Origin of the sequence: Jonesia denitrificans DSM 20603, from assembly GCF_000024065.1 — a bacterium.
Taxonomy (GTDB): Bacteria; Actinomycetota; Actinomycetes; order Actinomycetales; family Cellulomonadaceae; genus Jonesia; species Jonesia denitrificans.
This window is the reverse complement of the sequence record NC_013174.1, coordinates 709,424-732,628: the sequence shown is the minus strand read 5'-3', so window position 1 is coordinate 732,628 and position 23,205 is coordinate 709,424. Positions and strand designations below refer to the sequence as shown.

Here is a 23,205-nt window from a genome sequence, read left to right as displayed (position 1 = left end):
GAAGCCACGCCTTTCCTCCCATCCAGACTTTTACTGTCGGCACCAGAATTTCACTGGTTCAACCGAACAAAGGCATCGCCTTCGTTCGGGTCGCGGGCTATCACCGCCGGCTCGGACTTTCACCGACCCCGGAATTGCGTATGCCTCATTATGGCACGCCCCATCAGGTCGTTGTCGTGGTTTTCGTCACGAGCGCAACCATCCCCGCCTCAGCCCTGCCTATAGTCACTGTATGACGTTCACTGATGTGCTGGTTGTCGGGGCAGGTCTTGCCGGTATCCGGACCGTTCACTGCCTGCGCGACGCTGGCCACACCGGGTCCATCACTCTCCTCAACGGAGAAAACACTCCACCTTACGACCGCCCACCACTGTCAAAAGACCTCCTCACCCACCCCGAAGCAGTACTCCTCGATGAGGACCTCGCACTGAACACCCCAGCCGCAGCGACGACCATCGCCCACAACACTCGCGCCCTCACTCTCACCGCCATACCTGTGCACCCGCAGGCAACAGCCCACCACCCGCCGCCACATCCAGAGCCACGCTGGCAGGTGACCACCACAGGCGGGGAATGCTGGGACGCGCACCACGTTGTTCTCGCGACCGGCGCATCGGCAATCACCCCACCCGCATGGGAGTCAGTCGCCACGCTGCGCACCCTCGACGACGCCGCCCGCCTACGCGCCGCACTCACCACCCCCGCACACGTTGCCATCATTGGAGGCGGCTGGATCGGGATAGAACTCGCAGCCCACCTCCACGCTCACGGCCACACCATCACCATCTACGAAGCAGCACCAACTCTCCTCGCCGCTCAGCTCGGAGCAGAACACGGCGCACGAATCAGCACGCTCCTTCCCAACATCACGATCCACACATCAACCGTCATCACAAACGTCACCCACGACCACGACCGCACACGCGTGACCGCACAACCCCCGCACGGCCCATCATGGCAGGCCTCCTACGACGTCGTGGTCGCCGCACTCGGCGCCACACCACACACGGAACTACTCACCACCCTCCCTGAGGCGGCCCCCCTACCGCCCGGCTCCCCCATCCCCGCAAACAACAACGGTCAGGTCACCATCAACGGGCAGGTACTGCCAGGCCTTCACGCCGTCGGTGACTGCGCCACCTGGGCTGACCCCCACTGGGGCGCCATCACCCCAGGGCATTGGATGACAGCACTCACCGCCCCCACCCTTCTCGCCGCCGCAATCATCGCCAGCGACAACAATGAGCAGCCCCCACCCATCCCACGTCCCGCGCCACACACGTTCTCACGAATCGGCCCACACCACATCGACGTGTTTGGGGTGCCCCACCAGGACCACACCACAACCACCCGCGTCTACAGCGCCACCTCATGGGTCACGTTCTACCACACTGACGATGCGCTCCTCACCGCAGTCCTCATTGTCAACTCTCCCCGTGACACAGCAGGTGCCCGCAAACTCCTCGCGCACGGCCCCACCCACGTCAACAGCGCATCCCTCACCGACACAACAGTGCCCCTCAAAACACTGCGCACCCACCCATAACCCAAACCCAGACAGCACGATGGGGCAGCATCCACAGACACTGCCCCATCGTTGCTCCATCATGGGAAAACCACGACCCCACCCCACGTTTAGTGGGCGAAGTGGCGAGTTCCCGTGACATACATGGTCACTCCAGCCGCACGTGCAGCCTCAATCACTTCCTCATCACGCACAGAACCACCCGGCTGAACCACAGCCCGCACCCCGGCATCAATGAGGACTTGCACACCATCAGCAAACGGGAAGAATGCATCCGACGCAGCCACCGCACCCCGCGCCCGGTCCTCACCAGCCCGTTCCACAGCAAGTCGGCACGAATCAACACGGTTCACCTGTCCCATACCCACGCCCACAGATGCCCCCTCAGCGGCCAACAAAATTGCATTCGATTTCACGGCCCGCACCGCACGCCACGCAAACCGCAAATCATTGAGGGTTCCCTCATCAGCTGGCTCGCCACACACCAACGTCCAGTTCTCCACCGCATCACCAGGCGCATCAATCGCATCGCGGTCCTGGACCAACACACCACCAGAAACCGGACGCACCTCCACTCCGCCGACTTGCGGCTCCAGGGCAGTCAACACCCGAATGTTCTTCTTCGCAGACAACACCTCCAGTGCCCCCTGCTCATACCCGGGAGCAATGACAACTTCGGTGAAAATCTGTGAAATCTGTGTAGCCGCAGCAACACTGACCGGACGGTTCGCGGCAATCACACCACCAAAAGCCGACACCGGATCACACGCATGCGCACGCTCATGTGCTTGTGCAATATCCGCTCCCACTGCGATCCCACACGGATTCGCGTGTTTGATGATTGCCACCGCAGGTTCATCATGATCAAACGCCGCACGCCACGCCGCATCAGCGTCGACATAGTTGTTGTAGCTCATCTCCTTGCCGTGCAATTGCGTCGCACCAGCAACCCCACTGGCAGTTCCATCCTGATACAGTGCCGCGCGCTGATGCGGGTTCTCCCCATACCGCAGCACTGCTGAACGCTGCCACACACCCCCAGTGACCACGCCACGACCAGAGGCAACAGCCGCATCGTCTGGCGTGTACTGGTCCGCGAACCACGACGCAACCGCCACATCATACGCAGCAGTATGAGCAAACGCGTCTGCTGCGAGCATCCGGCGTTCCGCAAAGGTAAAACCACCATTGTCCACAGCATCAATCACTGTGGTGTAGCGAGCCGGGTCCACCACAACAGCAACCGTCGGGTGGTTCTTCGCCGCTGCGCGAACCATTGACGGACCACCAATGTCAATCTGCTCCACACATTCATCTGGGCTGGCACCCGACTGAACAGTCTGTGTAAACGGGTAGAGGTTCACCACAACAAGATCAAACGGTTCAACACCCAACTCATCCAGCTGAGCCGCATGATCAGGTTTACGCATATCAGCAAGAATTCCAGCATGCACCCGCGGATGCAGCGTTTTCACACGGCCTTCCAAGCATTCAGGGAAACCCGTCACCTGCTCAACAGCGGTCACCGGAATGCCTGCGCCAGCAATCGTGGCTGCAGTGGAACCAGTAGAGACAATAGCGACGCCACGCTCATGCAGACTAGTAGCCAGGTCAACCAACCCAGTCTTGTCGTACACCGAAATAAGGGCACGAGACACTGGGCGGCGAGAATCAAGAGGCAACGACGAAACGGGAGATGACACAGCAGACACAACTACTCCTCGGGCAGACAGGTCGATCACGATTGCGCCCATAGGGGCACAGATTTAGACGACCTCGCACCCAGGCGGGCGGCGCGCAATGAGGTTCGCGGTCACTCCCCGGTGGTTAATTCCACCCTCGCCAGTTGTCACCACCACACAGTCTATACGCCGGAGCCGTTCGCCCCAAGACCGGCGTGACGCCCAGTCACCACAAGCCCACGGTGCCCAATGTCTGACACCCACCGGGTGAGCATCTCCCGCTCCTGCACCTTGATCCGCTCGTGCAACGTCTCAACTGTGTCATCACTATTGACGGGAACAGCGACCTGCGCAATGATCGGCCCAGTATCCGTCCCTTCATCCACCACATGAAGGGTGCATCCAGTGACCTTCACTCCGTACGCAAGCGCATCTCGAACACCATGTGCCCCCGGGAAAGCAGGTAATAGCGCCGGGTGGGTGTTGAGAATACGGTGAGGGAACGCTTGCACAAAAGTGGGGGCAAGAATCCGCATAAAACCAGCAGAGACCACGAAATCGGGGTTGTACTGAGACACTGCTTCACGCAGCGCCCGATCCCAAGCCACACGTTCGGTGTAGTCACGAAAGTTCACTACAGTGACTGGCACTCCATGATTATGCGCGTGCCTTTCTGCGCCTGTCCCAGGAAGATCAGTGACAAGAGCAACGATGCGCGCACCGAAATCGTCACGGCGTTGCGCGTCAAGTAGAGCCCTCACATTCGTTCCACTTCCTGACGCAAGCAGAACAACCCGTGTTCGTTCGTCTGAGAAGACATTGGCCGCCTGTAATGGTGGTGATGTCTCACCAGTGGACATGTCAGCTCACTTTCCCACAGTTCATGAAACCTCTGGGGCGATTCCCCGGACGTGACATTATCACAAGGGCACCGCGACGATCCTGGGTGTGAGGGACAATGGAACAATGAGCAATCCCTTTCATGTCCCCAGCAAGGACGAGGTAGAACGCCGTCGCGACCACAGTCCACCACCACAGCACACAGACCCCGCCCCTGAACCACCACGCCCTGACGAACTCAAACGACTGTCTTCCCGCACAACGCTGACAGCAACGTTGATGCTTGCCACACTCCTCACATCGATGATGCCCCTACCACTGCGTGCAACAGCGATCATCTTTGGGCTGTGGGGAACTGTCGCCGCCGTTCGAACAATCCAACTCGGCTCTACACTTCAGACCCCAAAAGGTCAACAGATTCCCGTGTGGGTCGGGGCTGGACTCAGCATTTTCCTCACTTTATCTGTCGCCTTATCGTTGACACGGTGGGACATTGAAATGGCATACCAAACGTGTCACAACGAGGCAGTCACCAACCAGGCAACCCGGGCTTGTGACCACGAGTATGAAGATGCGCTCACTGAACGGTACGGACAGTCGTTCCTGTCGCGCCCCTCCTCAACCAACTAGGAGGCCACATGGTCTTCCGGGGACGGAGCATCTTGTTGACGGCGCCCACGCATCGATCGACCCCATGCTGTGATGTGACGGCGTACCAGCCGGGAGCCGAGTAACCCACCAAGGAAGTGCGCGGGGACAAGCAAGACAGCAGCGGCCAGGGCAGTCGGCACAAGGTCAACACCTACGCGCGCAAGAACACCAGGTCCTATACTTCCCGCTGTCATCAGCGACAGTGCAGCCAACAACACCATCGCGGTCCCGCTGGCGAGAATTGGCATCGCCACGACAGTACTCCACCGTGCGGACTTCAGCCGCGAGACCGCGTTCCACCCGACGACCGCTGACCATACAAGAACAATGAACGCCAAAAGCCAGACGGTGAGGGTCGACGCAGGCTCTGTTGGTGTCGCACCGAGCATGGGAAGCGCTGGCACTGGCCCTCCCGCAACGTGGTGAAACGAAAAGTGGGTGTGGCTGCCAAGCGTGAATGCGCCTCCTACACTCCACGCGGTTGCCCACACAATCACCGTGGGTACGTACAGTGCTTGCGTGACCCCTAAAGCGATTCCGCTCGGCGCATCCAGGGTCCATTGCCCAAGTATTTGGGCCATCGCATCACGTGACGTATACAGCCACACACATGTCACCACGGCACCCAAGATCATGAGCCCGGTCGTCACAATCGTCCCGGTCCGGACCGCGTGCCGGACCCACCACGGGATCGCACGGACTGTCTGGACGAACTGCGTGGGGAGGATCACTGGCTGCCCAGGTTTATGCACACCCCACAGCCATGTTCCCAGGGCGAAAACCAACGTGAGGACGAGCGAGCGCAGCCATCCTGTCCCTGGAACTCCAACAATGATCGCGGTGATCACCATGAGCATCGAGTAGGTTGCGGTGTACACAACACCGCTACGCCATTGTGGTGTTGCGGTGCGTCGCGCTGAGGCGCGTGCGGCAAGCATCATCACGATTGTCAGTCCCCAGGGGATCAACGACAGTGTGGCGTCTGCGATTGTGGCGTGATGACCATGGGCGAGTAACCACACCATAAATCCTGAGTGGATAGCGGAACCGATCTGGGCATCTTGATCAAGGAGTGTTGTTGAGATTGTGACGGTCGCGACCACAGGTATGACAACGAGTAGCACAGTGAACAGATAGCTTTGGACCCCCGCCAAGAGGCTACGCCAGAGGTCTGTTTGCTGTTGGTCGGCGTGACGCGTGTCAGCGTGGTGCGTACTTGTCGTGGTCTTGCGCGAGTTGAGAGAGCGTTTCTGCTGTGTGGGCGCTGGGCGGCGAGTGTCGCTGGTTGGGACAGAGTTGTCGCCTGTGACGTCTCCTGTTTTGTGGGGCCGACTGGTGTAGCGCCGCGGGGTTGTCATGGTGTTTATTGTATGAGGGGTGTTGGGGTGGTGTTCTTGTTACACGCTGGGTGGTGTGGTGTTGTTGTGGGTATGGGAAAAGGGTGGGGTACTGGCAAGGTTTCCTTGCGAGTACCCCACCCTTTTTGTGGTGGTGTTGCGGTCGTGTCCTACTCTCCCACACCCTGTCGGGTGCAGTACCATCGGCGCTGGTAGGCTTAGCTTCCGGGTTCGGGATGGGACCGGGCGTTTCCCTGCCGCTATGACGACCGCGAGTTGTGTGGGCCACTGAACCGTGTGGTGTGGTGGTTGGTGGTTTGTGGGTGGTGAACCGGGTAGTGGACGTGGTGTGCAGGTGTGTTTGTGTGGTGTGTTAGTGGTTGGCGTATTAGTACCGGTCAGCTCCGCGCATTACTGCGTGTCCACGTCCGGCCTATCAACCCACTGGTCTGGTGGGTGCCTTCACAACCAAGTGGTTGTTGGAAACGTTATCTTGAAGCAGGCTTCCCGCTTAGATGCTTTCAGCGGTTATCCCTTCCGAACGTAGCTAACCAGCCGTGCACCTGGCGGTACAACTGGCACACCAGAGGTTCGTCCGTCCCGGTCCTCTCGTACTAGGGACAGGTCTTCTCACGTTTCCTGCGCGCGCAGCGGATAGGGACCGAACTGTCTCACGACGTTCTAAACCCAGCTCGCGTACCGCTTTAATGGGCGAACAGCCCAACCCTTGGGACCTACTCCAGCCCCAGGATGCGACGAGCCGACATCGAGGTGCCAAACCATGCCGTCGATATGGACTCTTGGGCAAGATCAGCCTGTTATCCCCGGGGTACCTTTTATCCGTTGAGCGACCACGCTTCCACAAGCCATGGCCGGATCACTAGTTCCGACTTTCGTCCCTGCTTGACCTGTCAGTCTCGCAGTCAAGCTCCCTTGTGCACTTACACTCGCCACCTGATTGCCAACCAGGTTGAGGGAACCTTTGAGCGCCTCCGTTACTCTTTAGGAGGCAACCGCCCCAGTTAAACTACCCACCAGGCACTGTCCCTGGACCCGATCAGGGTCCGAGGTTAAGGTATCCGATTCAATCAGAGTGGTATTTCAACGTTGACTCCACCCACGCTGGCGCGCGGGTTTCCTAGTCTCCCACCTATCCTACACAAACTGAAGCGAACACCAATACCAAGCTATAGTAAAGGTCCCGGGGTCTTTCCGTCCTGCTGCGCGTAACGAGCATCTTTACTCGTAATGCAATTTCGCCGAGTTCATGGTTGAGACAGCAGAGAAGTCGTTACGCCATTCGTGCAGGTCGGAACTTACCCGACAAGGAATTTCGCTACCTTAGGATGGTTATAGTTACCACCGCCGTTTACTGGGGCTTAAATTCTCAGCGTCACCACCAAAGGTGGTTAACCGATCCTCTTAACCTTCCAGCACCGGGCAGGCGTCAGTCCGTATACATCGACTTACGTCTTCGCACGGACCTGTGTTTTTAGTAAACAGTCGCTTCTCTCTGGTCTCTGCGGCCTACACCCGCTTACACCAACCGCACGGGCTGGCAACGGGGCAGGCCCCCCTTCTCCCGAAGTTACGGGGGCATTTTGCCGAGTTCCTTAACCATGATTCTCTCGTCGCCTTAGTATTCTCTACCTGATCACCTGTGTCGGTTTCGGGTACGGGCGGCTAACACCTCGCGTCGAGGTTTTTCTAGGCAGCAGAGGATCACCAACTTAACCCCATCAACTCTCACACCTTCATGGGTACCGGATTTACCTAATACCCGTGCTACAGTCTTGGCCGTCGTCAACCATCGCGACGGTTTGGCTACCTTCCTGCGTCACCCCTGTTAATACGCTCACGCCACCACACTCACGTCCCAGCACAACGCACCAACACCATAGAACCCCCACAAGGGGAATCCCACAGCATCAATGCCCGTGGTGCAACGATCATTATGGTTTTGTGTTGGGCGGTGCTTCGCCGGTACGGGAATATCAACCCGTTATCCATCGACTACGCCTGTCGGCCTCGCCTTAGGTCCCGACTAACCCAGGGCAGATAAGCTTGACCCTGGAACCCTTGATCATTCGGCGGACGGGTTTCTCACCCGCCTTTCGCTACTCATGCCTGCATTCTCACTCGTGTAGTCTCCACCACTCGGTCACCCGGCAGCTTCACCATCTACACGACGCTCCCCTACCCACAACACCCACAAAGGGATGTCATGCCACAGCTTCGGCGGTGTACTTGAGCCCCGCTACATTGTCGGCGCGCGATCACTTGACCAGTGAGCTATTACGCACTCTTTCAAGGGTGGCTGCTTCTAAGCCAACCTCCTGGTTGTCTGGGCAATCACACATCCTTTCCCACTTAGCACACGCTTAGGGGCCTTAGCTGGTGGTCTGGGCTGTTTCCCTCTCGACTACGAAGCTTATCCCCCGCAGTCTCACTCCTACGTTTACACTTACCGGCATTCGGAGTTTGGCTAACGTCAGTAACCCGGTGGGGCCCATCGGCTATCCAGTAGCTCTACCTCCGGCAAGCAACACGTAAGGCTGCACCTAAATGCATTTCGGGGAGAACCAGCTATCACGAAGTTTGATTGGCCTTTCACCCCTACCCACAGGTCATCCCCCCAGTTTTCAACCTAGGTGGGTTCGGTCCTCCACACGGTCTTACCCGCGCTTCAACCTGCCCATGGGTAGATCACTTCGCTTCGGGTCTAGACCCAGCGACTAAAAACGCCCTATTCAGACTCGCTTTCGCTACGGCTACCCTCCAACAGGTTAACCTCGCCACTGAGCACTAACTCGCAGGCTCATTCTTCAAAAGGCACGCCGTCACCCCAACTAAGGAGGCTCCGACGGATTGTAAGCACATGGTTTCAGGTACTATTTCACTGCCCTCCCGGGCTACTTTTCACCATTCCCTCACGGTACTATCCGCTATCGGTCATCAGGGAGTATTTAGGCTTAGCAAGTGGTCTTGCCAGATTCACACGAGATTCCTCGAGCCCCGTGCTACTTGGGAACACTCCACACAAAGGCCACCATGTTTCAGTTACGGGGGTCTCACCCTCTACGCCGCTGTTTCCCACCAGCTTCACCTACACAATGACTTTCTCACTTTGCAACTAGCCGGCAGACTAGAAACGAAAGGTCCCACAACCCCGATACGCGCAACCCCTGCCGGGTATCACACACGCACGGTTTAGCCTCATCCGCTTTCTCTCGCCAATACTCACGGAATATCTCTTCCTGTCGGTACTAAGATGTTTCACTTCCCGACGTTCCCACCCATCGTCCTATACATTCAAACGACGGCACCTGAACATAACTCCAGGTAGGTTTCCCCATTCGGACACCCTCGGATCACAGCTTGTTTGCCAACTCCCCGAGGCTTAACGCAGGCTACCACGTCCTTCATCGGCTCCTGATGCCAAGGCATCCACCATGTGCTCTAAAACACTAACAACAACAAAAAAACATTACAGACACACAAAGATGCATCATCACGTCCACTATCCAGTTCACAACCAACAAACCCACCCCACACAGCCACACCACAAAGCGCAACCACACAAGGCAGACAACCAACCACAAACCAACCCCCACCCACACCCAACCACAATCACATCAAACAACAAGACATGACATGAAGCCAGGCAAAGCAGGGAACAACCAGGTTTGCGACCCGATAACCCAACAGTGTGTCTCATAGCCATCACAAAAATGTTTGCTTTCCACAACCACAAACCCCCGTGCCCAGCCCCCTTCACAACAAAGGGAACCCATCACACAAAAAAAGGGGAACGTGTTACTCCTTAGAAAGGAGGTGATCCAGCCGCACCTTCCGGTACGGCTACCTTGTTACGACTTAGTCCCAATCGCCAGTCCCACCTTCGACAACTCCCTCCCCAAAAAAGGGGTTAGGCCGCCGGCTTCGGGTGTTACCAACTTTCGTGACTTGACGGGCGGTGTGTACAAGGCCCGGGAACGTATTCACCGCAGCGTTGCTGATCTGCGATTACTAGCGACTCCGACTTCATGGGGTCGAGTTGCAGACCCCAATCCGAACTGAGACCGGCTTTTAGGGATTCGCTCCACCTCACAGTATCGCAACCCATTGTACCGGCCATTGTAGCATGCGTGAAGCCCAAGACATAAGGGGCATGATGATTTGACGTCGTCCCCACCTTCCTCCGAGTTGACCCCGGCAGTCTCCCATGAGTCCCCACCATTACGTGCTGGCAACATAGAACAAGGGTTGCGCTCGTTGCGGGACTTAACCCAACATCTCACGACACGAGCTGACGACAACCATGCACCACCTGTACACCAGTCCAAAGGAAAACCCCATCTCTGGAGCGATCTAGCGTATGTCAAGCCTTGGTAAGGTTCTTCGCGTTGCATCGAATTAATCCGCATGCTCCGCCGCTTGTGCGGGCCCCCGTCAATTCCTTTGAGTTTTAGCCTTGCGGCCGTACTCCCCAGGCGGGGCACTTAATGCGTTAGCTACGGTACAGGAATCGTGGAACAATCCCCACACCTAGTGCCCAACGTTTACGGCATGGACTACCAGGGTATCTAATCCTGTTCGCTCCCCATGCTTTCGCTCCTCAGCGTCAGTAACGGCCCAGTGACCTGCCTTCGCCATCGGTGTTCCTCCTGATATCTGCGCATTCCACCGCTACACCAGGAATTCCAGTCACCCCTACCGCACTCCAGCCTGCCCGTACCCACCGCAAGCCCGACGTTAAGCATCGGGATTTCACGACAGACGCGACAAACCGCCTACGAGCTCTTTACGCCCAATAATTCCGGACAACGCTTGCGCCCTACGTATTACCGCGGCTGCTGGCACGTAGTTAGCCGGCGCTTCTTCTGCAAGTACCCTCAACCACAACAACAATCATGGCCTTGTTCCTTACTGAAAGGGGTTTACAACCCGAAGGCCTTCATCCCCCACGCGGCGTCGCTGCATCAGGGTTTCCCCCATTGTGCAATATTCCCCACTGCTGCCTCCCGTAGGAGTCTGGGCCGTGTCTCAGTCCCAGTGTGGCCGGTCGCCCTCTCAGGCCGGCTACCCGTCAAAGCCTTGGTAGGCCATCACCCCACCAACAAGCTGATAGGCCGCGAGCCCATCCCCCACCAGAAAAAACCTTTCCACACCAAACCATGCGATCTGATGTCATACCCGGTATTAGCCACCGTTTCCAATGGTTATCCCGAAGAAGGGGGCAGGTTACTCACGTGTTACTCACCCGTTCGCCACTAATCCAACCAAAGCAAGCTCCGGTCATCATCGTTCGACTTGCATGTGTTAAGCACGCCGCCAGCGTTCGTCCTGAGCCAGGATCAAACTCTCCATAAAAACCAAACAAAAACCAACCACCAAACAAGGCAGCCAGCCCTCATCCATACAAAGAAAATCCCAACCCCACAACAACCACCCAAACAGGCAGCCATCGCAAAATTGACTAAAAAAATCCAACCACCAAACAAGGCAGCCAGACAACAAACAAAACAACTACAAAACACACTATTGAGATAACAAACCACAAACCCACAACAACCACCCCACCACAACAGCAGGACAATCATCAGGGAGAAGAACCCGAACCAGATAACTATTCGCTATCTGCCGTGCAGGCCAACGAATGAAAACACTACCCACTCCCAGCACCGAAATCAAACCCGCGCCACGTGACGCCAACCACAGGCGAACGGACCCCGCCTACTAAACCGCCCACGCATCGACAGTCAAAGAACCCAGGTGCCGTGAGCCTCCAACCGGTAGCATCGCAACCAGCGGCAGTATCGCGCTCCCCCTTTGCCCGCCCCACAGCGAAACGGACTGACATGGACGCCACACACTTCGCCGACCGCTTCACCACCACACTGCGTCATCTCCGCGGAGTCGACCTCCACAGCGCTAGCGACGTCGACCTGCGTACCGCACTCGCCCACACAGTACGAGCCGAACTCATCGACACGTGGCAGACCACCCACGGCAATCCGTCAACCACACCGCAACGACACGTCGCCTACCTGTCCGCCGAATATCTCCTGGGTACCCAAACCCGCAACGCACTCCTCGCCACTGAACTCACCGACACAGCTCGAGAGGCCCTCGCCTCCCTAGGTCTATCACTCGACGACATCACCAGCCGAGAAGTCGAACCAGGCCTCGGTAACGGCGGACTAGGAAGACTTGCTGCCTGCTTCATGGATTCCCTCGCCACCCTGGAGATCCCCGCCACAGGGTACGGAATACGGTACGACTATGGCATCTTCCGACAAACATTTCAGGACGGAAATCAACACGAACAACCAGACACCTGGCTGGCTCACGGAAGCCCATGGGAGATCAGCCATCCAGAACGCGCAGTCACAGTCCATCTTGGTGGACACGTTGACGGTGACAACACAACACGACGCTGGGTACCCGAACGGCACGTCCTTGCCATTCCTTGTGACTACCTCGTTCCCGGATACAAGTCCCACACTGTCAATCTCCTGAGGTTATGGAGTGCACGAGCAACAGATGCCTTCGACCTCACCATATTCAACTCAGGAGACTACGAAAAAGCAGTCGCTGCACGCACCTACGCAGAAACAATCTCACACGTCCTCTATCCCGAAGATTCCACTCCCCAAGGACGCACACTTCGTCTGACCCAGCAGTACTTCTTCGCGGCAGCGTCCCTCCATGACCTGCTCACCAGACACCTCAAGGCCGGACGCTCGCTCCACACTCTCCCTGATGCCGTCACCATCCAGCTCAACGACACACACCCCGTCATCGCCATTCCTGAGCTCATGCGACTTCTCCTCGATGAGCACGGCCTGAGCTGGGATGACGCATGGCACATCACCCAACAGACCTTCAACTACACCTGCCACACACTCCTTCCTGAAGCCCTGGAAGTATGGCCACTTGACATCCTGGGGCCGCTTCTGCCACGGCACCTTGAGATCATCTTCGCCATCAACCACCACTTCCTCGATGACCTCCGCCGATCCGGGGCGGACGAACTCCGCGTTCGATCAATGTCCCTCATCCAAGAACACCCGGTTCGCGCGGTGCGTATGGCACACCTAGCAACAGTCGGATCCCGCACAGTCAATGGGGTAGCAGAACTTCATTCAGAGCTTCTGCGCACCTCGGTATTGGCACAATTCGCATCGTATTGGCCGGATCGTTTTACCAACGTCACCAATGGGGTCACACCGCGGCGCTTCCTCGCACTGGCAAATCCTGAACTAGCCAGCCTCATCTCTGACACCCTCAATGTTGGTGACAGGTGGCTCAAGGACCTTGATCTCCTGCGTGGACTCGAGGACCACGTCGATGACCCCGCCTTCATCGCAGCCTTCCGGGAAGTCAAGCACAACAACAAAGAACGACTTGCTCGCACGCTTGCTAATCGTGATGGGATCGAACTCAACACCAACGCCATGCTCGACGTCATGGTGAAACGTCTCCACGAGTACAAACGGCAGTCACTGCGAATTCTGCATGTCATTACCCAATACGCGAAAATGAAGAATGGACTGATTGACCTTGCAACGGTTACCCCACGCACTGTGTTCTTCGGTGCAAAGGCGGCCCCCGGGTATCGGCTTGCCAAGGAAACGATTTCGCTCATCAACGCTGTCGCCACAACGCTCAATGCGGACGACGAGATTCGCCCCTACTTAAGCATTGCCTTTCCAGCTAACTACAACGTCACACTCGCAGAAACCGCGATCCCTGCCGCAGATCTGTCTGAGCAAATCTCGTTAGCCGGCAAGGAAGCGTCGGGAACAGGCAACATGAAATTTGCGCTGAACGGTGCGTTGACTATTGGCACGCTGGACGGCGCTAACGTGGAAATCCGTGAACTCGTTGGCCCAGACAATTTCTTCTTGTTTGGAATGACAGAACCTGACGTTGTCCAACGACAACGCGACGGCTACCACCCCCACACTGTCTATGAGCAATCTGCTGATCTTGCTTTGGCCATCGACACCATCTCGTCAGGAGCTTTTAGCCCCTCTGAACCTGGGCGTTACGAGTCGCTTGTATCCGACTGGCTGTGGAACGACCGGTTCATGGCTCTCGCGGATTACGAGGACTACGCACGGTGCCAAGAAGCCGTCGACCGTCACTACGCCAACCCAGATCAGTGGACACGCAGCGCTATTCTCAACGTGGCGCGTACTGGGTTCTTTTCCTCTGACCGGTCGATTCGCGACTACCAAACGCGAGTATGGCAGCGCCCCACCAAGTAGAACCTGATGGGGCGCCGGGCATCGCAGGTGTCGTTACTGGTTACTCGAGTGCGTCGCTGTCGTGAATACGGACAAACTGGCCTGGAGGTCCCCGGCTGTTGTGAGCAGTTGGCTAGCCGCGCTACGGACACGCTCTGCCTCAGACGTGGACAGGTCAGTTGCTTCGCTGACAGCTTCCAGGGCGCTCGTCATATTGTGGCTTGCTTCTGAGATTGCTGTCACCGAGGTAACAATCTCATGAGTGGTTGCTGTTTGTTCCTCGACCGCACCCGCGATCGTAGTTTGGTGATCATTGATCGAGATCACCAGTTGCGTGATGTCTGCGATGTTCTGTGCAGCTTTCTCGACCGCAGCTTGGATCGATTCCACGCGTGAGGTGATATCGCCCGTTGCGCGCGCTGTTTCTTGGGCGAGATCTTTGACTTCTGATGCGACCACGGCGAACCCTTTCCCGGCGTCTCCGGCTCGGGCCGCTTCGATAGTGGCGTTGAGGGCGAGCAGGTTGGTTTGTTCCGCAATCGATGTGATGGCTCGCACCACATCGTTAATCGCGGCGGAGGATTCACCGAGTTCGGTGACGGTCGTGGTCACTGACTGTGAGGAAGCAACAGCGTTGGATGCCATCGCAGACACTTCGTTGGCGCCACGGGAGATTTCTGCAATGGACGCTCCCATTTGTTGAGCTCCCGCAGCGACAGTGGAGATTCCTTCAGACACACGGTGGGACATTTGGGTGACTTGTGTGGTGCGGGTTGCCGAGTCGTGTGCGGTTCGCGCGATTTCTTCGCTTGATTGCGCAAGTTGCGCTGCGGCCGCGTCAATTCCGTGGGCGGCTTGTGCAACACCGGTGGTGATGTCTGTAGTTCGATCGAGCATTCCGTTGAGAGCGTGTGCGAGGTGATCTAGTTCCGTACGGCTTGCTCCGACGTCGAGTCGGGTGGTGACATCTGAACTACGCAGCGCTGCGGTCACGGTGTTGATGGGACGCACAATAGAACGCTTCACCCCCAGAGTGACGGCGCCGACGAGTGCGACAAGCACAGCGGCCGCGGCCATGAGGAGCCCTCCGTCTCTCATGACAGCGGCGTTGACATCGTCAACGTAGACTCCAGAACCGACAATCCACCCCCAGGGTTCATACCCTTTAACGTACGACACTTTGGGTTGTGGTGCGTCGACTCCTGGTTTTGGCCATTGATAGTTCACGAACCCTTCGCCGTTCGCCGAGACGACATCGACCATGTCAACGAAGAGGAGCTTCCCGTCTGGGTCCGCGTTACCGGAGAGATCGGAACCGTTGAGTTCAGGTTTGAAGGGGTGCATGATCATGGTGGGGTTCATGTCGTTGACCCAGAAGTATTCTTCCCCTGAGTAGCGCAATCCTTCCAGGACAGCAAGCGCTTGTTGTTGCGCTTCTTCCTGGCTCAGTGTGCCAGCTTTTGCCTGTTCTCCGTATGAATTAACGATGCCCCACGCCGTTTCAACGACCGCTCTGGTAGCGTCCTCGCGCTCAGTGTAGATGCGTTCGCGAGTGACGGTCACGGAAATCAGTGTGAGTGCGATCAGTGTAAGAGCTGTCAAGACAAGGAGGACGGTCAGTTTTTTGGCGATGGTTAGCGAGCCTATGCGCGACATAGTTTTCTCCCGGTGCGTGTATCCCCCTTCCCCCGGCCGCCGGGGTTACTTACTCTTTCGACCGGTGGGTGGCGTCCTTGACAGTATTGCCACGAGTAAAGTTGTTTTTTCGCGTCACGCAAGGACAAAGGTCTCACTCGTTGAGATGTCCGGGAACATATTGAGGCCCACAGGCAGGTAGCCTGTGGGCCTCAGTGTCGCGAGCACGGCGAGGAGAAGGCTATTTCTTGGTGAGAATGTCACGCATCAACGCGGCTGTCTCTGATGGGGTTTTACCCACCCGCACCCCGGCAGCTTCGAGCGCTTCTTTCTTTGCCGATGCGGTTCCTGATGACCCTGAAACGATCGCCCCGGCGTGTCCCATCGTTTTTCCTTCAGGAGCGGTGAAACCAGCAACGTAGCCAACAACGGGCTTTGTCACGTGTTCTGAGATGTAGGCTGCGGCACGTTCCTCGGCGTCACCACCAATCTCACCGATCATGACGATAGCTTCGGTGTCGGGGTCTGCTTCAAACGCGGCGAGCGCGTCAATGTGCGTGGTCCCAATAATGGGGTCGCCGCCGATTCCAATTGCCGTGGAGAAACCGAAGTCCCGCAGTTCGTACATCATCTGATAGGTCAGCGTTCCAGACTTGGAAACGAGACCGATGGGGCCACGACCGGTGATGTTCGCGGGAATAATTCCCACGTTGGATTGTCCTGGGCTGATGATGCCCGGGCAGTTGGGGCCGACGAGACGCACACCGGCGTGTTGTGCCCGCGTGTGGAATTCAGCGGTGTCGGCGACAGGCACACCTTCAGTGATGATGACGGTGAGGGGCATACCGGCGTCGATCGCTTCGTTCACGGCTGCTTTTGTGAAGGCGGGGGGAACGAAGATGACGGAGACGTCTGCTCCCGTTGCATCCATTGCTTCGCGCACGGTTCCAAATACTGGGATTTCCACGGATCCGTGTGGGCTGGGGAACTCAACGGAGGTCCCTGCTTTACGGGGGTTGACCCCACCAACGATTGTGGTTCCGCTGGCAAGCATGCGTGTGGTGTGTTTATGACCTTCGGCGCCGGTCATTCCCTGAACGATGACGCGTGAGTCGTTGTTGATGAAGATTGCCATGGTGTGTCGTTCTCCTACGGACTCAGGCGTTGGCGAGTTCGGCAGCGCGGTCTGCTCCGCCGTCCATCGTGTCGGCAAGGGTGACTAGGGGGTGGGCTGCTGCACGCAAAATTGCTCGACCTTCGTCGACGTTGTTGCCATCGAGTCGCACAACGAGCGGTTTGGTTGCAGTGTCGCCAAGGATGTCAAGGGCTGTGACGATCCCATTGGCGACTTCGTCACACGCGGTGATCCCCCCGAACACATTGACGAACACTGACTTGACCTGGGGGTCACCGAGGATGACGTCGAGGCCGGCGGCCATGACGGACGCAGATGCACCTCCGCCGATGTCAAGGAAGTTTGCGGGGCGGACACCACCATGGCGTTCTCCTGCGTAAGCAACAACATCGAGGGTTGACATGACAAGCCCAGCACCGTTACCGATGACTCCTACTTCGCCATCAAGTTTGACGTAGTTGAGGTCGTTTTCTTGCGCTTTTGCTTCTAGTGGGTCTGTTGCTTCTGAGTCCGCAAGGTCCCCGTGGTCTGGGTGTCGGAAGGAGGCGTTGTCGTCGAGTGAGACTTTCCCGTCGAGTGCCACAATGTCACCGTCGGATGTCAGAACCAGAGGGTTCACTTCCACGAGTGTGGCGTCTTCGTCACGGTAAACGACCCACAACTTTTTGAGGACCTCTACGACTTTGGCGGTGAGTTCGGGGGCGAAGTTCGCAGCGTGTGCGATTTCTATTGCTTTGGCGTCATCGATGCCCACTGTGGGGTCAACGGCCACGCGCGCGAGTGCTTCGGGGCGTTCGACAGCGAGTTGTTCGATCTCCATGCCGCCTTCCACACTGGCCATTGCCAGGTAGGAGCGGTTTGCTCGATCCAACAGAATGGACACGTAGAACTCTTGGTCGATTGAAGCGCCTTGCGCGATCATGACCCGGTGGACGGTGTGCCCTTTGATATCCATGCCAAGGATCTCTTGGGCGCGGTCGTGTGCTTCTTGCGGTGAGTGTGCCAGCTTGACGCCGCCCGCTTTTCCGCGGCCGCCGGTTTTCACTTGGGCTTTGACGACGACTGTTCCGCCGCCCAGTTGTTCGGCTCCGTTGCGTGCTTCTTGTGGTGTAGTGGCAACGACGCCGCCGAGCACGGGAACGCCGTGCTTCTCGAATATGTCGCGTGCTTGGTATTCGAACAGGTCCACCCTGCTGCGTCCTTCCGTCGACGGGATGAGATATCTCGACATCGAGATATCCTTTCAAGACTAACCGCGCCCTAGGGCTTTCGTCATGTCGCCATCTGTGGACTGGGACACACTTACTGGGCGTGTTGCGGCGCTGTGTCGTGACCTATTGGTCGATGCGTGTCACGGGAGCGTAGCGAAGCAGGAGCCGTTTCTCACCCTCAGTTTCGAAGTGGACCGTCGCGGTGGCATTGCGCCCCTGCCCAGCAACCATCACAACTCGCCCAACCCCAAAGGTCTCATGCTGCACACGGTCGCCTTGACGCAAGACCGGGATATCTGCCTCATCTTTCGCTTGGGGTGCACCAACCCGTGCTGGGGGCGGCGCCGCAGCTGACTTCTTCCACGCCGGCAAGCCCTGACTGCGCCCGGAACCAATCGGTGCACCAAAGTCATCGTCGTCACGCAATGCGCGGGAACGGTCACCGCTATAACCGGAGGATCCCGACCGTGATCCAGAATTCATGAGGACCTCGGTTGTGGAATACTGGCGCCGCCACTCAATGAGCTCAGCAGGAATATCATCCAAGAAACGGCTTGGCGGGAACTGTTGGGCACTCCCCCATGCTGACCGCGTTGTTGCACGAGTAAGGTAGAGACGTTCGCGCGCACGAGTCACGCCAACGTAGGCAAGACGCCGCTCCTCTGACAGTTCGCTGTCATCAAGGAGTGCACGCATATGGGGGAAGGTCCCGTCTTCTAAACCGGTGAGAAATGCCACCGGAAACTCCAGTCCTTTGGCTGTATGCAAGGTCATCAGTGTGATCACTCCAGGGTCAACAACCGGAGTGTCTTCATGACCTGCGTCGTCACTTGACGGTACAGAATCTGCGTCTGCGACCAATGACACCCGTTCAAGGAATCCTCCAAGGCCTCCCTCGGGGTCCTCTTTTTCGTATTCCATGGCCACTGCATGAAGTTCTGCAAGGTTTTCTACTCGGGACTGATCCTGTGGGTCCTCACTATCACGGAGTAACTCCAAGTACCCCGTGTCATCAAGAATCGCCGAAATAAGCCCTGCCGGGCCGACCCCTTGATCCACGTTTTGCTGCCACGTGTCGAGCAACTGAGCAAACGCTCGCGCGGGTTTTGTTGACCGTGCTGTCAGCCCAGGGATCGTGTCAATACGGCGAAGCGCATCAGCAAATGATATGTCGTGGGCGGCAGCAAACTGGGCGATCACTGCCTCACTGCGGTCGCCCAACCCTCGTTTGGGCACATTGATGATGCGTCGCACGTTGACGTCGTCGTCACTGTTATTCACCGCATGAAGGTAGGCAAGAACGTCCTTGATTTCTTTGCGCTCATAGAAGCGGGTGCCACCCACAACTTTGTACGGTAAACCTACTCGGATGAGCACTTCCTCGAGCGCTCGAGATTGGTTATTTGTCCGGTAAAACACGGCGACGTCTCCAGGGCGCACACCGTGTTTGTCCATGAGGGAATCAATTTCTCGTGCGATCCATCGTGCTTCGTCGTGTTCCGTATCTCCCACGTAGCCAACGATTGCTGGGCCGTCACCGGCAGCAGTCCACAGCTTCTTTGGGCGACGGTCATTGTTCCGCGAAATGACTGCGTTGGCTGCCGACAATATAGTCTGGGTGGAACGGTAGTTTTGCTCCAACAAAATGGTGCGCGCTTGAGGGTAATCCTGCTCAAACTCCAAAATGTTACGGATTGACGCGCCACGGAATGCGTAAATCGACTGGTCAGAGTCACCAACAACAGTCAGCTCACTCGCGGTGAGACCATCATGATCGGTGCCCACCAACTCCCGAATCAGCGCATATTGCGCATGGTTTGTGTCCTGGTACTCATCAACAAGGATGTGCCGGAACCTGCGTTGATAGTGGTCACGCACTTCGGGGAACTGCCGCAACAGATCAACGGTGCGCACAATGATGTCATCAAAGTCCAAGGCATGGGCGGTCGCGAGTCGCTGCTGATAGCGCTCAAAAATCCGACCAATCATGACCTCGTAATCATTGGAACCAGCACGAACCAGGTGGTCCGCTGGCGTCATGAGCTCATCTTTGAGCCCTGAAATCCGTTGAGCTACCCCTTTCGGGGTGAAGCGTTTGGGGTCAAGTTCTAACTCTCGGACAACTAAACCCAACAAGCGCTGCGAATCAGCGGAGTCATAAATCGAAAAAGTCGATTTGAGGCCCAGTGCGCTTGCATGGGCACGCAAAATCCGTACACATGTGGAGTGGAAAGTCGACACCCACATTCGTTGAGCTGATGGACCAACAATCTGGATCACGCGCTCACGCATTTCCGCAGCGGCTTTGTTCGTGAATGTAATAGCCAGTATTTCACTGGGCCACGCACGCCCGGTCGCCAAGAGCCACGCAATCCGGTGGGTCAACACTCGTGTTTTGCCCGATCCTGCCCCAGCCACAATCAAAAGGGGGGACCCTGCATGCTCCACAGCCGCTTGCTGTTGCGGGTTCAGCCCTGTAAGTAACGCTTGTGCGTCGTCGACGAATGCTGATCGAGGCTCGTCAGGGGTGGGTTGTGTCCACGCACCACCTGGCGCTAACCGAGGGAGCGCTGCTTGTGAGGTCGGACCGGTCACTGAAGGCAAGTGCCCAAACAAAGAATCCATAGCGACCCCAGCCTAACGCGAGCCGCTGACAAGGTCACACAAGCCCGCTGTGACCAGGCGCTGTCCGCGGCAGAAAAATGGTGGAGCACCGCCGAAGCAGTGCTCCACCGACAATCACATGTCACTGGTCAAGAACGGCAGCCAAGAAATCTTTCGTCCGCTGTTCTTGCGGGTCAGTGAACATCACCTCAGGTGAGGCTTCCTCAACAATGGAGCCTGAATCAAACATGAGCACCCTGTTGGACACGTCACGAGCGAACTGCATCTCGTGGGTGACAATCAACATTGTGATGTCGGTTGTCCGCGCCACCGCGCGGAGCACTTCCAACACTTCCCCCACGATTTCTGGGTCGAGCGCAGAGGTCACTTCGTCAAGAAGCAGGATCTCCGGGTCCATCGCTAAAGCCCGAGCAATCGCCACGCGTTGCTGTTGCCCACCAGACAGCTCCATCGGGTGCGCGTTCTCCTTGTCAGCAAGACCGACCTTCGCCAACAACTCCCGGCCACGCTCCACGGCTTGCTTTTTCGGCATTTTCAACACATGAACTGGTGCTTCAATAATGTTCTCCATCACCGTCATATTGGGGAACAAGTTGAACTGTTGAAACACCATGCCAATGCGTTGACGGATATGATTACGGTGCTTTTCTCGTAATTCGACTCGCTTACCGTCCCGTACCGTGTGAGTGAGCGGTTCACCGTCAATGTAAATGTACCCGTCGGTCAGTTCTTCAAGGGTCATGACCAACCGAAGAATGGTGGTCTTTCCGGAGCCGGATGGACCAATCAGCGTCACCCTGTCGCCTTTATTGACGGTGAAGTTGAGATCGTTGAGGACCACATGGTCGCCAAAGGCTTTCTTCACATCCTCAAACCTGATCGCCGGGACATCCTCCGCTCGCGCTGGTGATGTCGCAGTCTGCGGTTCAGTTGGTGTAGGCAAGGCGCTTCTCCAATCGGCTGATGAGCAGCGAGGTGGGGTAACTAGACGCAAGGAAAATGACGCCCGTCAAGGTAATCGCTTCAATGTAGGTGAAGTGGTTTCCACCATAAGTTTGTGCGGCACGCACAATTTCTGTCACGGTGATTGCAATGAGGAACGGAGTGTCCTTGAACATGGAAATGACATAGTTCCCTAGTGCGGGGACCGTTGCTCGAACCGCTTGAGGAATGATGACAGCTATCCAGGTTCTCGCCCTCGACATGGATAAAGCTGTTGTTGCTTCCCATTGCCCTTGAGGAACCGAATCAATCCCTGCACGGTACACCTCAGCCATGTATGTGGCGTAGTGAATACCAAAAATGATGATCCCGATGGTGATCGGTTCCATATCGAGGAAAAGATAGTAAGCAAAAAGCAGTTGCACCACAATGGGTGTCATTCTGATGAAGTCAGAGATGAACGTCAACACCACCGCGATAGGCCGCGGGGCACTGCGGCGACCAATGGCAAGGACAAGCCCAAGAACAGCGGCGATCAGTGAGGACACGAGTGTGACATAGAGCGTCACTTTGACAAAGGCTTCAAGGAGGAGTGGAAGTACCTCAATGGCTGCATCCCAACTCCAGATCGAGTCATTCATTGGTTCTCCCCCTTACCGGCGCTTGCTTTCAGGGAACGGAAACTCAAGACATCCCGCAGCGACTGTCCGCGACCAAGTTTGTGTTTAGCCCGTACCTCCATTGCGTTCATGCCTAGGGTGAGGATGTATGCGAGAACGAAGTACAGAATCAGCCCAACCGAATACGCAAAGAACGTGTCGGTGTCTTGACGCAGCTTCCCCAGCATGAAGGTCAGGTCAGCCATCGCGATGATGCTCACGATCGCAGTCCCTTTAAGTAGTTGAATGAGGAGATTGGTTAGCGAGGGAATCATCAGCGCCCAGGCTTGCGGGAAGATGATTCGCCACATCCGCTGTGTTCGACTCAAACTCAGTGCCGTTGTTGCTTCCCACTGTCCTTGAGGAACGGAGTTGATCGAACCACGGACCACTTCCGCTCCGTAGGCACCGTAGTTCAATCCCAAGGCCGCAATTCCTACCGCGAGAGCAGGGAGCTCCACCCCAAAACGCGGGAGAACAAAAAACAGCCAGAATAGTTGCACAACGAGTGATGTTCCGCGGAAGAATTCGATAAACACCCGTGCGGTTCCTCGCACAAGGACGTTGTCGAACCGCGCGAGCAACCCGAGAGCAACCGCAACGACGAGAGCGAGCGATGCGCCCCCCAGGGTCAAGAGCAGGGTGATCCCCATGCCGTCGAGAATCTGGGGGAGCGCATCGCGAAGCGCTGTGAAGTTGTCAGACAAG

General features: G+C 57.0%; 13 protein-coding genes, 3 rRNA genes and 2 riboswitches. Of the genes, 3 read left to right on the top strand and 13 right to left on the bottom strand.

Annotated features, from left to right (window positions below):
* Positions 1–6 precede the first annotated feature (6 nt).
* Positions 7–140: riboswitch (FMN riboswitch) on the bottom strand.
* Positions 141–232: 92 nt separating this feature from the next.
* Positions 233–1,546: an FAD-dependent oxidoreductase gene (locus tag JDEN_RS03420; RefSeq protein WP_015770971.1), complete on the top strand. Its 1,314-nt coding sequence runs from the start codon at positions 233–235 to the stop codon at positions 1,544–1,546.
* 89 nt (positions 1,547–1,635) lie between these two features.
* Here JDEN_RS03420 and purH read toward each other — a convergent pair whose 3' ends face one another.
* Both purH and purN read right to left on the bottom strand, forming a co-directional pair.
* A complete protein-coding gene (gene purH / locus JDEN_RS03415; RefSeq protein ID WP_083775100.1) occupies positions 1,636–3,279 on the bottom strand; it encodes a bifunctional phosphoribosylaminoimidazolecarboxamide formyltransferase/IMP cyclohydrolase in 1,644 nt (547 codons plus the stop codon).
* Positions 3,280–3,298: 19 nt separating this feature from the next.
* Positions 3,299–3,385, bottom strand: a riboswitch (ZMP/ZTP riboswitch).
* 4 nt (positions 3,386–3,389) lie between these two features.
* Positions 3,390–4,067, bottom strand: coding sequence for a phosphoribosylglycinamide formyltransferase (purN, locus tag JDEN_RS03410; protein WP_015770969.1), 678 nt, complete (start codon positions 4,065–4,067; stop codon positions 3,390–3,392).
* A gap of 106 nt (positions 4,068–4,173) precedes the next feature.
* Between purN and JDEN_RS03405 the strand changes: the two genes are divergently transcribed.
* Entirely contained in the window at positions 4,174–4,677 is a 504-nt protein-coding gene (locus JDEN_RS03405) for a hypothetical protein (RefSeq protein WP_015770968.1), read from the top strand.
* On the opposite strand, the gene JDEN_RS03400 is transcribed toward JDEN_RS03405, so the two are convergent.
* From JDEN_RS03400 to JDEN_RS03385, 4 genes are all read right to left on the bottom strand, one after another.
* Positions 4,674–6,056, bottom strand: coding sequence for a cell division protein PerM (locus JDEN_RS03400; RefSeq protein WP_015770967.1), 1,383 nt, complete (start codon positions 6,054–6,056; stop codon positions 4,674–4,676). The genes JDEN_RS03405 and JDEN_RS03400 overlap by 4 nt on opposite strands.
* 136 nt (positions 6,057–6,192) lie before the next feature.
* Positions 6,193–6,309, bottom strand: a 5S ribosomal RNA gene (rrf, locus tag JDEN_RS03395).
* Between the two features lie 94 nt (positions 6,310–6,403).
* Positions 6,404–9,509, bottom strand: a 23S ribosomal RNA gene (locus JDEN_RS03390).
* Positions 9,510–9,862: 353 nt separating this feature from the next.
* A 16S ribosomal RNA gene (locus tag JDEN_RS03385) occupies positions 9,863–11,408 on the bottom strand.
* Together the 16S, 23S and 5S rRNA genes form the textbook arrangement of a ribosomal RNA operon.
* Positions 11,409–11,896: 488 nt before the next feature.
* Here JDEN_RS03385 and JDEN_RS03380 point away from each other — a divergent pair.
* A complete protein-coding gene (locus JDEN_RS03380; protein ID WP_015770966.1) occupies positions 11,897–14,311 on the top strand; it encodes a glycogen/starch/alpha-glucan phosphorylase in 2,415 nt (804 codons plus the stop codon).
* Between the two features lie 33 nt (positions 14,312–14,344).
* Here JDEN_RS03380 and JDEN_RS03375 read toward each other — a convergent pair whose 3' ends face one another.
* The 7 genes from JDEN_RS03375 to ehuC all read right to left on the bottom strand — a co-directional run bounded on the left by JDEN_RS03375 (position 14,345) and on the right by ehuC (position 23,204).
* Complete coding sequence (locus tag JDEN_RS03375) at positions 14,345–15,946, bottom strand: methyl-accepting chemotaxis protein (RefSeq protein WP_015770965.1); 1,602 nt, start codon at positions 15,944–15,946, stop codon at positions 14,345–14,347.
* Between the two features lie 220 nt (positions 15,947–16,166).
* Positions 16,167–17,060, bottom strand: a complete 894-nt coding sequence (gene sucD / locus JDEN_RS03370; protein WP_015770964.1) for a succinate--CoA ligase subunit alpha — start codon at positions 17,058–17,060, stop codon at positions 16,167–16,169.
* Between the two features lie 22 nt (positions 17,061–17,082).
* Positions 17,083–18,249 (bottom strand): ADP-forming succinate--CoA ligase subunit beta, encoded by a 1,167-nt coding sequence (gene sucC, locus JDEN_RS03365; RefSeq protein WP_015770963.1) that lies wholly within the window; start codon positions 18,247–18,249, stop codon positions 17,083–17,085.
* A 145-nt stretch (positions 18,250–18,394) separates the two neighbouring features.
* On the bottom strand, positions 18,395–20,896 hold the full coding sequence (pcrA, locus tag JDEN_RS03360; RefSeq protein ID WP_015770962.1) for a DNA helicase PcrA: 2,502 nt from the start codon (positions 20,894–20,896) through the stop codon (positions 18,395–18,397).
* A 121-nt stretch (positions 20,897–21,017) separates the two neighbouring features.
* Entirely contained in the window at positions 21,018–21,839 is an 822-nt protein-coding gene (gene ehuA, locus JDEN_RS03355) for an ectoine/hydroxyectoine ABC transporter ATP-binding protein EhuA (protein WP_269149087.1), read from the bottom strand.
* The gene (ehuD, locus tag JDEN_RS03350) at positions 21,823–22,479 is read right to left on the bottom strand and encodes an ectoine/hydroxyectoine ABC transporter permease subunit EhuD (protein ID WP_015770960.1); all 657 of its coding nucleotides are present in this window, start codon (positions 22,477–22,479) and stop codon (positions 21,823–21,825) included. Before ehuD ends, ehuA begins: the two co-directional genes overlap by 17 nt.
* Entirely contained in the window at positions 22,476–23,204 is a 729-nt protein-coding gene (gene ehuC / locus JDEN_RS03345) for an ectoine/hydroxyectoine ABC transporter permease subunit EhuC (RefSeq protein ID WP_041288118.1), read from the bottom strand. Before ehuC ends, ehuD begins: the two co-directional genes overlap by 4 nt.
* Position 23,205: the final 1 nt, after the last annotated feature.